Origin of the sequence: Trichococcus shcherbakoviae (genome assembly GCF_963666195.1) — a bacterium.
Lineage (GTDB): Bacteria > Bacillota > Bacilli > Lactobacillales > Aerococcaceae > Trichococcus > Trichococcus shcherbakoviae.
Genome location: NZ_OY762653.1, coordinates 917,818 through 930,347 on the forward strand (window position 1 = coordinate 917,818; position 12,530 = coordinate 930,347).

Genomic DNA, 12,530 nt, shown 5'->3' on the forward strand with positions numbered 1-12,530 from the left:
TATGTCAAAAATTATCAAAGAAAGACGTTAATTTCTGTGCAATTGCCATAGCCAAAAGCGGGGGGACAGCATTGCCAATTTGACTATTTATGTTTTCTTTATTCCCAATAAAATGAAATGTATCAGGAAATGATTGTATTCTTGCACCTTCTCTGGGTGTTAGTGCTCTGTTTTGAATAGGATGAATACATCTTAATGAAGAAGGTGTCGACAAATTGTTTGTAATTGTTGAACTTGGTCTGTCCCACCATAGTTTCCCATAAGTATTGTGATATCCGGAAGTTAAAAAATATTTTTCATCTAACTTTCCTGCTTCAACAAGTTCATTAATATAATTTTTCCCTTTTCCGGGAGTAACAGTCTTCATAATTTTCAACATTCTTTCTCCATTTAAGCCATTAACATGATGCGTTAATTCAACCGAATTATTTCTCATCAATTTTTGATAAAAAGTATATGGATTACTTTCGTAATATCCCTTTTTTTCTCCATTGCCTAATTCAGGCAAATCGCCTATGGCATCTTCCAAAGTTAAAAACTCATCTTCTGAAATAAGTTCTGCATCTGGAAACTCCCAATTGAATTCACTCTCTAAGTCTCTTCGCATCCCTACTAAAAATACTCTTTCTCTATTTTGTGGAACACCAAAATGTTTGGCGTTCATTACACTTTCTTTAATCTCATAAGATAAGTTAATGCCAAAATCAGAAAAATCGCTGAATTCATATTTTATGTCCTCGAGTACAGGTAAGCCTTCAGCATTCTTCATAGTCATAAGCCCTGTTACATTTTCAAAAAGAAATACCTTTGGTTGCAAAAAAGACAACATTCTTCGGTATTCCTTGTACATCTGGGCTCTCTCATCGTATTGTCGTCTTCCAACAGTACTAAATGATTGACATGGGGGCCCTCCAATTACTAAATCAACATCGGAATATTCAATATTATTTTCAACTAAATAGTTTTGTGTTATCTGCGTTATACTACAGTTCAACATTGGAATTTGCGGAAAGTTTAACGAAAAGGCATCAGATGCATTCTTATCTATCTCATTAGCAAATAGAATGTTATAGTCGTCAGATTTCACAAAAGTATCGTTGAGAATCTTATTTTTAAAACCTAGAGTTAACCCGCCAGCTCCTGAAAATAAGTCAACTACTCTAATCATCTATAAGCCTCCTAAAGTTTCTATTACTATAGATTTTAACAAAATTTAGATAAAATTGATACAAATTTATTAGTGTAACATGATTCGAATACTGAATCATGAATAAAGAAAGCGCAGAATAAATAAAAAAAAAGCCACTTTTTTGAATGAAATCCTCCAATTATAATAAACAGACTTTTATAAAAAATTTAGAATTATGAATTCCTGAGAGATTTTTTTCAATCTATTTTAACAGGTTGCTCTGATTACCACATCACACTTTCCATCGCAGGAACAACAACCCTCTAACTTCTTCTCTGCCCTCTTTGGTAAGAATGATTGTACACTTCGAAATTAATGTCGCGAAGGTCTTCCACTGCCTCAGCTAACAAGTTGATGTTGCGGATAAGCGCTCTGCCTTGCAGGATTAGGTCTGCTTGGTTGGTTTGCAGGATTTGTTCGCACAAGCCAGGATTGTCCAATAGGCCGACCACGGATACCGGAATCGAAACGGCTTCTTTCATCGCGGTGGTGTAAGGGACTTGATAGCCTGGGCGGACGGGGATGTTCGGTTTCTTGTCAAGAAGCCCTCCTGAGGAAACATCGATGCAATCGATGCCGTCTTTTTCAAGCCATTTCCCGATTATTTTCCAATCTTTCAAGCTATTTTGTTTTTTCTGAATCAGCGTATGCTGTCAGGGATAATCTGATCCATAAGGAACCTTTGAAGGAGCCGCGTATTTGCTCGATGATTTCTTTTGCAAACAGGTAACGGTTTTCTAGCGAACCGGCGTATGCATCCGTCCGTTCGTTGGTCAGTGGGGGCAAAAATTGATTGATCAGATAACCGTGCGCGCCATGCAGCTGAATCCTCATAAGTCATGAATATTTATTGGTTGGCAAACCGAATATATTCTGACACTTAGTGAGAATTTTTTTACACTGACGGAGGCTATCCGAAACCATGGGCCTTGTCCATGATTTTCATTTCCACAAAATAAAAACTCTATCCCTTTTGATGTGGATAGAGCATGTAATACGCCAGTTTTTTAAAAAATTGGACTTATTTTTTATGATCCTTCTGTTCCAAATCAGGTAGAGGACGAATGCAGTCAAGACAATGACAATCGGCAAAGCCACAAACAGCGGTGTGCTTTCTTGCTAATGGGCTACAGCATACCGCTGGATACCGCCGTTAAGCGCATAAGTAAAGACGAAAAAAAAGGACAAGAGCACCTGGCTGCTCTCGTCCTTCTTCTTGTTTTGAAATTACTTTTTCTGTACAGTGTCTTCAACAATTTCCGATCGATGATTCAGAAATCACAAATCGATTACGTCGCCACCGGTCACGCCATAGATTTGGGCGGTCACATAGCTGGCGTTGTTGGATGCCAGGAAGACATAGACATGCGCCAGTTCGACCGGCTGTCCCGCCCTACCCAACAAGGTTTTTTGCCCGAATTCCGGCAAAGCACCTTCCGGTTGTCCTTGGTCCAGTTGCAACGGTGTCCAGATTGGACCCGGCGCCACGCCGTTCACGCGGATGCCTTTCTTGGCGAATTGTTTCGCCAAACTGATCGTGAAGCTAGCAATCGCTGACTTGGTTGCAGCATAATCCATCAAATGAGGGCTGGGATCGTAAGCCTGGATTGAGGTTGTCGTGATGATTGCGCCTCCCGCCGGCAGATGTGGTTCAGCAGCTTTCACCAGTCCGAACATCGAAATGATGTTGACGGTGAAAGTGTCTTTGACTTGTTCCAACGGCAACTCCGAAATGGACTCCCGCGCGATCTGTTGGGCGGCATTCAATACAAGTGTATCCAATCCACCTAGTTCTTTGACGGTTTTATCGATTATTTCTTGGTACTTGGATTCATCGCGAAGGTCGTATGGAAGCAATACAGCCTTCCTGCCGGCCTTCTCTATATATTCGGCGACTTCTTCTGCATCGCGTTCTTCGCCAGGGAAAAATTGGATCGCCACATCGGCGCCTTCTCTGGCATAAGCTATCGCAGCCGCCCGGCCGATTCCGGAATCCCCACCAGTGATCAATACACGGCGATTCTCCAACAGGTGGTTGCCCACATAGCTTTCCTCCCCGCAATCGGGTTCCGGCAGCATCTTAGCTTGCAAAGCTGGGGTGTCTTGATCCTGATCTGCAAATTTTCCAGTGTGATACAACTCTCTTGGATCCTTCAAAATAGGTTCAGTCATCTAAATCACTCCTTTTCCTTTGTAATAATAGTCTAATACACTTACTTACAATTTGGAAATGATAAACCTCCGCGGACAGACACCACTTAGTCAGATGAATCTTACATTGAAAGATTTACCCCTCTTATGAAACCAAATATTCTATCTCTTTTGTCGCTCTTTATCTATTCTTTAGACTTAATCATTAACTATTTAAAACCCTTATTCACCCTAAGAAAAGATTTTTCAGCAAGTTTTAATAGCTGTTCAGTTATTTGCGTAAATGGTTGATCCAAATCAATAACATCAATTACGACACTCTGTCCTTTTATCCAGTAACTATGATTTGGCTGATATTCATCTGAGGTTTTTGCATATAAAATCATACCACCAACATTTGCGTCTGTTATCATGCTCCAGTTATTTAGATACGCAAACATCTGATAAAGATTACTGCTTAACTGCTTATACTCAGCACCTTCAAAACTCTGCGCCATATTTTTTGAATAAAATTTAGTATCAATAATCAGAGTACTTTTTCCATCTCTTAAGACGATATCCGTTTGCATTTTGGGTAAGGCAGATGTGTATCCATCACTAACTAGCCAATTAATTTGGTTATGCGTGACAGTGTATGGAGATTCTCTCCTGTAAAATTCATAAACAAATTTCTCATACAACGCAGAGAGTTTCCGATTATCATTAACGCTTTTTCGTAAAAAATCATCTTGGCTTTCATCAATTAAAATCTGCTCAAATGCATAACGGCATATATCCACCATAAAATTATAGCGAATATTTTGTTTCGAATATATGATTCCGTCCCAAAGCCTCAAATCCAATTGAACATCAGAGACATCCGCAAAATAAGGCAACAGCGAGGATATTTTCTTTCGTATTGGTGTGCTAACTCTCTTTTGACTGCGAAAATTTTCAAGTGTCGCTTTTATGATTTGATTCAACAAATTGTCCTCTGAAAACTGGTCATAAGATACTATCAATTTTTTTCGTATCAATGAATTGCTCTTAATCGTATCTGATAAGTTTATCTTACCGCGAACAACTCCACTTTGTTCAGTAAAAACCCTGTACTCTTTTAGCAACCCGGCACGAATCAAAGAAGGAACACCCAAAGATAAGATAGTAGCATAAAGTTCAAGAACATTCTCAAATTCTTCTTCTCCAACTCGCTTGAACTCTTGAAATTTTAAGGAATCATGTGTATAGGCCAGCATGTAATAAATATTACGAATGGGAATTTTACTCTTCATAGTTCATACTCGACTGTAAGTTAATTATCCACTGCTTTGCTTTTTCGGGATCATCAAACCAGAACTCCATTAATTGGGGGCCGATTTCATAATCTATCACTTCTTTCAGACGTTGATTTGTGCTTATCTTATAGGCATCATCAACGAAATAGCTATGTCCTATCTCAAATCCGGAACCCAATTCATTCCTTATATCCTTATTAAGTTGTTTTACAGTTCCTATTACTTGGCGAAACTCGCTTGAATTATCCAACGAAGAGACGAATCGTTCAAATCCCATTGAATCAAACGCGGGTACGACATCCACAAAGGCAAATCGTCTGCGCAATGCATAATCCAATAACGCCAAGCTTCGGTCTGCCGTATTCATCATACCGATGATGTAAAGATTTTCAGGCACAGAAAATGGCTCATTTGAATACAAAAGATTTATGGACTTGCCTCTTTTATCAGACTCAATCAGCATCATTAATTCTCCAAAAACTTTGCTCATGTTCCCTCGATTGATTTCATCTATAATGAAAAAATAGTCACGGTCTTTATCCTCGCTTGCTTTTCGCGCAAATTTAACAAAAGGACCTGTCTTTCTCTCAAAGCCGTCACCATCTTCTTTAGGACGAAATCCCTCAATGAAGTCTTCATAACTATAGCTTTGATGGAATTGGACAAACTGGAGACGACTATCATCTTTTGATCCCATCATTGAATAGGCTAGGCGATCTGCCATAAACGTTTTCCCTACACCAGGCGCTCCTTTCAAGATAAGATTTTTCTTGTTTTGAAGCAACGAAACCAGTCGATCATATCCTTTTTCGTCGATAAAAACATCATTAAGAAATTCTCTTTTAGTGTACGCTTCAATCTCTTCCTTCACTACAGGACGAGATTCCAAATATCGCAAATAATAATCAAATGAACTTGTGATTACAACGCGATTATTTTGAGTGTCTCTATTTTTTAGCATTTCATCTCTTAAATCTTCCAGCATATTTGGATCGCTTTCCCCGAAGATGCCCTTACCAAGTATCTTCTCAGCCTCAACAAGTGCATTCACTCTACTGCGTACGCTTTTTTCATCCATCACTTCACCGGAAGGTAACTTCTGATTGGCCAACCAAAGCTCAAATTGTTTTATAAATTTCGTCTTCTCATCCGGTATTTCTTCACCATTGATGAGACGCTCTGCATAATCAATCCAATCTGTGGACTGATTGAATTTGGTTAATGTCTTTTGAGCAATGGCATCCCGTAGATCCCATTCTCCTTTGTTTGTCCAATCGACTGTCCTTCGATGTTTATAGGAATTTGATGAATTGTCAAAATAGTAATCACTGGTCACTATGCCCCGACCTACAATTCTTTTTGTTCCTTTCTTGACATAGACGACATCCCCGATTTGAACATCATGTAAAAATTCCCAAACAGCCTTAGAGTCATTTTTCGGATGAATCCCATCACCCCGAATCTCTCTCATTTTCGCCTCTATGCTTTCACGAGTTGAATAGTCCGCCAAATTACCGAGATAATCCCATCCTAAACCCATTACTGCAGAATTATAGAATTCCTCCCACATTAAAGATTGTTCACCCGCGGAAAATATCCAATAGTTGATGCTGTCGTCTACAATACCTTCTTGCGTTTTAATTTTTTCATTTTTCTTTGGGTACATTAACTGCGGGTTTTCATGATAATACAAAAATCTGAGATATGCGCGGCAAATAGTACCCAAACTAGGTATTCCCCCAAAATTTTCAGGTTTACTCCGCTCGCCTTTTTCAAAAGTATGCTGCGCAAATTTTTGAGTGAAATCTTTTATTTTCAAAACGCTCTCTTTAGGGTAACGCAAATTTTTTCCGTTAATTATCAGTTCGACACTTATATCTGATTCCCCAAATATTTTTCTGTAAACTGATTCGAATTCTTGATAAGTACCATAATAAAAAAAGTTCTCCTTTAAATCATCTGTATCTTCAAATTCGAATTTTTTCAGCAGCTCACCAATTCTTTCTAAGTAAGGGGCATACCAAAGACCTGTTTTTTCCCCCAAGTTTTCTGCTGACCACTCTTTAAAATCATCAATTCTTTTTTGAACGTCATCCACTCACATACACTCCCATCAATCATTGTAAATTTTGAAGTAATTATCATAGTTCGATTTTGAACATTAGATTGGCAAATATGAACTTAGCAGTAGAAAAGCCTATGTTTGTTACTTTTCCGGTAACCACAAATATGTTTTCCCATCTTTTATTAAGAGTTGAAGATCTTTTTGATATAGGTCTGTCTCTTGAGACTTCCACTCAATCTTATCAGGAGTCATTTGCTGTTTGATCTTAACCGTTAAGCCTTCTTCCAATTTAGCATACCGCCAGTCGTCTTTAATCACTCCTGTAATATTTGTAACCACACCCTCAATCCCTTGTTTTCTGCGTTTACTTGCATCCAAGTCGATTTCAAAATTATCTATGTATTGATTCTGCCAGACGGTCAAATCATCGCTTAATATTGCAATTTGTTCTACATAGGTATGCACTAAAGAAAAGATACTTTCTTGGGATAACTTTCCGTTTACAAAAACAACCGTTAATTTCCCAACTTCCTGTAAAACCCTAAGCAGTATTTTTTGAAAGAAAACTAAACCGTCGAGTTTATTGACGATACTTGAATATTCCTCATAGCTAATTTGTGTTTCCTTTTGAATCAATTCTTCAATTTCAAGATTGACTTGTTCTAATAACTGTGTTGTTTGTTCCTGCAACTGTTGTAAGTGTATTAGTTTGTTATTACGGATAGTTTCGTCTTCAAAAATTTCCTCAGTAAATGTTGATATGGCTTGAACATTAGCAACTAGAGAACGGGCACGGCTTTTGAATTCACGTTTCTGGTAATCACTTATTGCGCTCAATGACTTGTTCATGCCTTCCAGCTTTGAATTTACCTCAGACATATAGTACTGACCCACGATAAGTGAGGCAACGTTCATGATATTTGCCGTTGCTGATGTTGCCATCTTGGTATTTGTTGTTATTTTTTTAGTTTTGGTTGGGCTGACTTTCATTAAGTTTGCGTGCTCTTTTACTCCCTTAGGACCGCGGGTAAAACCACGATAAGCATTTTCCATATTCTTTGACTTTACTAATTCTCCGCCTTTTTTTAGACTGACTCGATAATATTCTCCTGACATTTTTGTCGTTGTCGTGGTCGCCACTGTCTGGGTTTTTCCGAGTGCATTAACAATAGCTGGGCTCAACGAAGAAAGCCTTGTCATTATATTTGGAGCAGTTATCTCGTGCAAAAGATGTTCTTCCACCTCAACGTTCATTGGTAATTTTGAGACTGAAACGAGTGGTTGAAACTCTTCAACAGGTTTGATTTGTTCTTGATTTATCATTTGTTCATCTGTTAATGCTGTATGCGTGCTGCCATTTTTCTCAGACGTATTCTTTTTTTGTATTGCTCTAAAAATTAAAAAAACTAACAGAAAGATAACCACAACTATACTCGTTACAATATAAGCTTCGTTCATCATTCATTCTCCTGATGGGCATATTTTAAATAAATTGTACCATTTTTAAAAATATTTGCCCATGATAGTTTTCAAGATGATAGTAATTATCAAGCTTAGTTTCTCATTGAGTAACTAGTGTTGGTAGACCGATATCTAGTTCAAAAAGACCCCACTCCTCCGAATGAGATCTTAAATTTATACTATGAGAAAGACTAACATTTTGAGAATCGTGAAGGTATGTGAGTTTTTTTTAAGCTGATTTTGCAAGTTATTCTAATTCCCGAAAACCATAAAATTCCCTTTCAAATACCCCACTTTGTTATTTCCTTCGTTGCCCTCTTTGGTATGAATGATTGTACACTTCGAAATTAGTGTCGTGAAGTTCTTCAGCAGCATCCGCTAACCAGTTTACGTTGCGGATGAGGGCTCTGCCTTGCAGGATCAGGTCCGCTTGGTTGGTTTGCAGGATGTGTTCGCACAAGCCCGGATTGTCCAGCAGGCCGACCGCGGTAACCGGGATTGAAACTGCCTCTTTCATCGCAGTGGTGTAAGGGACTTGATAGCCTGGACGGACGGGGATGTTCGGTTTCTTATCAAGAAGTCCGCCTGTGGAAACATCGATGCAATCGATGCCGTCTTTTTCAAGCCATTTGCCGATTATTTTCCAATCATCAAGGCTGTGCTGCTTCTCTGAATCATCATATGCAGTCAAGGATAACCTAATCCATAAGGAGCCTTTGAAGGAACCGCGTATTTGTTCGGTGATTTCATTTGCGAACAAATAACGGTTTTCCAATGAACCGCCGTATGCATCCGTCCGTTCATTGGTCAACGGGGACAAAAATTGATTGATCAGATAGCCGTGCGCGCCATGCAGCTCGATCATATCGACCCCAGCAAATGCGGCACGTTCTGCAGCCGCCACAAAGGACGCTTGGACACGCTTGATTTCTTCTCTGGTCATTTCGTTGGGCCTCCCGTATTCATTGCTGAATGGGATGGCGCTGGGTGCGATCATGTAATCGGCATTCTCCGCTTTGCGGCCTGCATGCCCAAGTTGGATGCCTACTTTGCTTCCCAATGAATGGAGCATATCCACCAAACGCTTCAGTTCCAGCGCCTGATCATCGTTCCATAGGCCCAGATCCCGGTTGCTGATCCGTCCATCTGGTTCCACGCCGGTTGCTTCAATAATGATCAAGCCAGCCTTAGCGATTGCACGGGCGCCGTAATGGGCAAAATGGAAAGGAGCAAGCACACCGTCCTCTTTTTCGACTTCGAACATGCACATCGGAGCCAAAACCACCCGATTGCTCAAGGATAAGCCGGCTACTTCTGTTGGTGACAATAATAATGACATTTTAGTGACTCCTCTATCTTTCTGATTTCCAGCAGTTCGCAAGGTCTGTTCCAGCACCTTCTCGCTTATTTGAATGCCGTGATTTTTTCTGGTGCAAACCGAACGGATTCGTAGCCTTCTTCCATTGCCTTGCCGATTGACAAAATCATGACCGGAACATATCTTTCTTTGTCCAAATCAACCACTTCTGCCAATTGATCCGCTTCAAATCCTCCGATAGGGTTCGTGTCATAGCCATGGGCACGAGCCACCAGCATGAACTGCATCGCTGCCAGACTGGAATCGATTTTTACAACATCATTCATCTGTTCTTTTGAAAAGTTCTTGTAGTAAGGAATGATGGCAGCCAGTTGTTGATCCCGGACTTCTGCGGACATTTTCCCTTTTTCGACGGCTGCGTTGTAGATTTCTTCCCCATATTCGTAGCATTGCATATCGCCGAATATCAGCACCATCGCTGACGAGGTATCATTTTGTCTTGTGTTGAAACGGATCAGCGGCTTCAATTTGGCCTTCGCTTCCTCGCTCTCGACAACCACAAAACGCCAAGGTTGCATGTTCACGGATGAGGGGGTCGTCGTGGCTTCCTGGATCATTTCCAGCATTTCTTCCTGACTGATTTTAAAATTTTCATCATAAAGACGGATCGATTTTCTTCCGAATGTGATATCCGAAAAATCGTTGTTGATAAATTTATTGGTCATGTTTATAGCCTCTTTCTTTTTATCTTTTCAAGTATAGTTTGTTCAGCAATTCGGATAATTGTTCCGCTTCCTCATCGCTTAATGAAAGGGTCAGGGAAGATTTCCCCTGATCATGTTCTTTTCCGCAAGCCTCCAAATCCTGGATCGCTTTGTCGGATAATTGAACAAAGACCTCTCTGTTGTTGTCAGCGTTCCGTTCCCGGATGACATAGCCCTTTTGTTCCAATATTTTCAGATGGCGCGTAATTGCCGCGCTATCTATCTTCAGCTCTGTCTGGATCTGGTTTTGGGAACAAATCCCCTTTTCTTTCAGGAACATCAGCATCTCATACCGCGTCAAACTGAAGCCAGTTTCTTTTTCGAACAGGGTGTTGATTTCCTGATTTGTGAGTTTGATTTGATAAAGCAGCCTACTGATTTCTCTTAAGTTCATAAACATTCACCTCGATTATGCGGATTTACCTGACTGACCAAACAATTGACTCGTCAACTGTTGATTAATCAATTATAAAACAGCGACAAACTTTTGTAAAGTAAGTTGCTTGATAAACCCGATTTAAATTAGAAAAATACAAAAAGATCCCACTCTTCTGAATAGGATCACCCAATTTGTAACATGCGCGCAGCAAGTGCACCGCCCAAGAAATATTTTTTGGAAGTCATAAGGGTTATGTAAGGATAGTTATTTACTGACTAAATAGAGTAAAATACCTGCAATTAGCCCCCCACGAAGCGCAGCTGATAATAGGTATAGTGATTTTTGAAAACTTTTTCCTCCTAATAATCCATACACAAATATACCTACGCCAGTTGCTAATCCCATATCAACAAAAGCTCCTCCAGTTTGGTGTATAAGAGAAAAAGTCATGCCATGGTTCATTAACCATATTGGACCAACAATTAGAAAAGCCGACAAAAAACCTCCTGCTACTTTCCAGCGGTTTACCAATCTTCCCCATACTTGTAAAATAGTGAAAGGCAATATAAATCCGCCTATAATTGTTAATATTTCTATTTCTCTATACATCGGGATTCCCCTGCCTTCTTTCAAAGTAGTGTGAAACTACTGCTGCAAACACTGCGCCGATTGATAAAAGAACAATTGTTGGTAAGGATGAAAAGCTACTAATGACCCCGTTAGATAAAACATCTCTCGTAAAAACAGCAATCGCGATGCCAGCTCCCATATCGACTGTCGCTGCCTCACTGTCTTGATAGATCAGACCCTTGTAGTGAACAATATACCAAACGGGTCCAATTATTAATATTGCCGCTGCAAAACCAGCATAAATTCCCAAAATGGAAACATAACTCCAAAGGTAAGGGACCAAAAAACCAGCTAAACAATACGCCAAAAATGTTCTGATATAGTTCAAAGACAACACCCCCTGATACCACAAATAATAACATGAGTCCTCTTGTTAATCAGTCAAATTTTCCATTTAATAATACCGTTTACAATTTACTCACGAAAGTTAATAATTATTGTAAACAGTGTTCTAAGAACGGAGATATTCTGCTCTTAAGTTAAGGTTTACTAGCTGTTCATTGCCCACTATTGAATTTGAGCCTGCCCCTCATTTCTATAAAAAAAAAAAGACCTCACTCTATCGAATGGGATCTCCAAAATATCATAGATCGGCTTATTTATTATAAATCTTTGGACCTTTACGCATGTTCTTAATGTCATTTTTCGGCGTGTCGATTTGCTTGGACCTTCCGCCGCCTTGTTTATTCTTGATTATTTCTAACATTTTTTCTTTTGGATTCACTGTTTACACCGCCTTTGTTGATGGAACACTCCATGCTTTCATTCTATTGATTTTATGCCATAAAAAAAGCATCAGCAAGATGCCGATGCTTTAAGGCTGTTAATTGATTTGTCAAATTGGTCTTTTGAACCAAATTGAAGCAAAAAACTTTTTTGAAAACGTTGATACAATAAATATTAACGTTTTGAGAATTGTGATGCTTTACGCGCTTTTTTCAAACCTGGTTTCTTACGTTCAACCATACGTGGGTCACGTGTTAACAGTCCAGCTGCTTTTAATGGTCCGCGGAAGTCAGGATCTACTTCTAATAATGCACGAGAGATACCGTGACGAGCTGCTCCAGCTTGTCCAGTGAATCCGCCGCCGTTTACGTTAACGAAGATATCGTAGCTACCTAAAGTACCTGTAAGGTTTAAAGGTTGTTTGATTACTTCATATAAGTAAGCGAATGGGATGTATTCTTCCATGTCTTTTTTGTTGAAGATGATTTTACCTGTGCCAGGTAATAAACGTACGCGTGCAGTCGAATTCTTACGACGACCAGTTGCGATATATTGTGCTTGTGCCAATGAAAT

General features: G+C 39.5%; 14 protein-coding genes. All 14 read right to left on the reverse strand.

Going from position 1 to position 12,530, the window contains the following annotated elements:
- Positions 1 to 4 precede the first annotated feature (4 nt).
- The 14 genes from ACKPBX_RS04165 to rpsI all read right to left on the reverse strand — a co-directional run bounded on the left by ACKPBX_RS04165 (position 5) and on the right by rpsI (position 12,524).
- Positions 5 to 1,168 carry a DNA cytosine methyltransferase gene (locus ACKPBX_RS04165; protein WP_319996090.1) on the reverse strand — a complete coding sequence of 388 codons (1,164 nt, stop codon included), beginning with the start codon at positions 1,166 to 1,168 and terminating at the stop codon, positions 5 to 7.
- A gap of 284 nt (positions 1,169 to 1,452) precedes the next feature.
- Positions 1,453 to 1,809 carry a beta/alpha barrel domain-containing protein gene (locus tag ACKPBX_RS04170; protein WP_319996091.1) on the reverse strand — a complete coding sequence of 119 codons (357 nt, stop codon included), beginning with the start codon at positions 1,807 to 1,809 and terminating at the stop codon, positions 1,453 to 1,455.
- 1 nt (position 1,810) lies between these two features.
- Complete coding sequence (locus ACKPBX_RS04175; RefSeq protein WP_319996092.1) at positions 1,811 to 2,023, reverse strand: oxidoreductase; 213 nt, start codon at positions 2,021 to 2,023, stop codon at positions 1,811 to 1,813.
- A 444-nt stretch (positions 2,024 to 2,467) separates the two neighbouring features.
- Positions 2,468 to 3,361 (reverse strand): SDR family oxidoreductase, encoded by an 894-nt coding sequence (locus ACKPBX_RS04180; RefSeq protein ID WP_319996093.1) that lies wholly within the window; start codon positions 3,359 to 3,361, stop codon positions 2,468 to 2,470.
- 188 nt (positions 3,362 to 3,549) lie between these two features.
- Positions 3,550 to 4,611 (reverse strand): 5-methylcytosine restriction system specificity protein McrC, encoded by a 1,062-nt coding sequence (locus tag ACKPBX_RS04185; protein WP_319996094.1) that lies wholly within the window; start codon positions 4,609 to 4,611, stop codon positions 3,550 to 3,552.
- Positions 4,601 to 6,712, reverse strand: a complete 2,112-nt coding sequence (locus ACKPBX_RS04190) for a DUF8426 domain-containing protein (protein WP_319996095.1) — start codon at positions 6,710 to 6,712, stop codon at positions 4,601 to 4,603. The genes ACKPBX_RS04185 and ACKPBX_RS04190 overlap by 11 nt, the downstream gene beginning before the upstream one ends.
- A 108-nt stretch (positions 6,713 to 6,820) precedes the next feature.
- Entirely contained in the window at positions 6,821 to 8,137 is a 1,317-nt protein-coding gene (locus ACKPBX_RS04195) for a hypothetical protein (protein ID WP_319996096.1), read from the reverse strand.
- Between the two features lie 301 nt (positions 8,138 to 8,438).
- Positions 8,439 to 9,479, reverse strand: coding sequence for an oxidoreductase (locus ACKPBX_RS04200; protein WP_319996097.1), 1,041 nt, complete (start codon positions 9,477 to 9,479; stop codon positions 8,439 to 8,441).
- Positions 9,480 to 9,544: 65 nt separating this feature from the next.
- A complete protein-coding gene (locus ACKPBX_RS04205; RefSeq protein WP_319996098.1) occupies positions 9,545 to 10,183 on the reverse strand; it encodes a nitroreductase family protein in 639 nt (212 codons plus the stop codon).
- Between the two features lie 19 nt (positions 10,184 to 10,202).
- Positions 10,203 to 10,616 (reverse strand): MarR family winged helix-turn-helix transcriptional regulator, encoded by a 414-nt coding sequence (locus tag ACKPBX_RS04210; protein ID WP_319996099.1) that lies wholly within the window; start codon positions 10,614 to 10,616, stop codon positions 10,203 to 10,205.
- 249 nt (positions 10,617 to 10,865) lie between these two features.
- On the reverse strand, positions 10,866 to 11,210 hold the full coding sequence (locus tag ACKPBX_RS04215) for a Lin0368 family putative glycerol transporter subunit (protein WP_319996100.1): 345 nt from the start codon (positions 11,208 to 11,210) through the stop codon (positions 10,866 to 10,868).
- Complete coding sequence (locus tag ACKPBX_RS04220; protein ID WP_319996101.1) at positions 11,203 to 11,559, reverse strand: Lin0368 family putative glycerol transporter subunit; 357 nt, start codon at positions 11,557 to 11,559, stop codon at positions 11,203 to 11,205. Before ACKPBX_RS04220 ends, ACKPBX_RS04215 begins: the two co-directional genes overlap by 8 nt.
- Positions 11,560 to 11,826: 267 nt before the next feature.
- On the reverse strand, positions 11,827 to 11,955 hold the full coding sequence (locus ACKPBX_RS04225; protein ID WP_256327668.1) for a hypothetical protein: 129 nt from the start codon (positions 11,953 to 11,955) through the stop codon (positions 11,827 to 11,829).
- 176 nt (positions 11,956 to 12,131) lie between these two features.
- Complete coding sequence (gene rpsI, locus ACKPBX_RS04230) at positions 12,132 to 12,524, reverse strand: 30S ribosomal protein S9 (protein ID WP_086626929.1); 393 nt, start codon at positions 12,522 to 12,524, stop codon at positions 12,132 to 12,134.
- Positions 12,525 to 12,530 lie beyond the last annotated feature (6 nt).

Coding starts and splice junctions, on each gene's coding strand:
- ACKPBX_RS04165 (WP_319996090.1), bottom strand. CDS start 1,168: ATGATTAGAGTAGTTGACTTATTTTCAGGAGCTGGCGGGTTAACTCTA.
- ACKPBX_RS04175 (WP_319996092.1), bottom strand. CDS start 2,023: ATGAGGATTCAGCTGCATGGCGCGCACGGTTATCTGATCAATCAATTT.
- ACKPBX_RS04180 (WP_319996093.1), bottom strand. CDS start 3,361: ATGACTGAACCTATTTTGAAGGATCCAAGAGAGTTGTATCACACTGGA.
- ACKPBX_RS04185 (WP_319996094.1), bottom strand. CDS start 4,611: ATGAAGAGTAAAATTCCCATTCGTAATATTTATTACATGCTGGCCTAT.
- ACKPBX_RS04195 (WP_319996096.1), bottom strand. CDS start 8,137: ATGAACGAAGCTTATATTGTAACGAGTATAGTTGTGGTTATCTTTCTG.
- ACKPBX_RS04200 (WP_319996097.1), bottom strand. CDS start 9,479: ATGTCATTATTATTGTCACCAACAGAAGTAGCCGGCTTATCCTTGAGC.
- ACKPBX_RS04205 (WP_319996098.1), bottom strand. CDS start 10,183: ATGACCAATAAATTTATCAACAACGATTTTTCGGATATCACATTCGGA.
- ACKPBX_RS04210 (WP_319996099.1), bottom strand. CDS start 10,616: ATGAACTTAAGAGAAATCAGTAGGCTGCTTTATCAAATCAAACTCACA.
- ACKPBX_RS04215 (WP_319996100.1), bottom strand. CDS start 11,210: ATGTATAGAGAAATAGAAATATTAACAATTATAGGCGGATTTATATTG.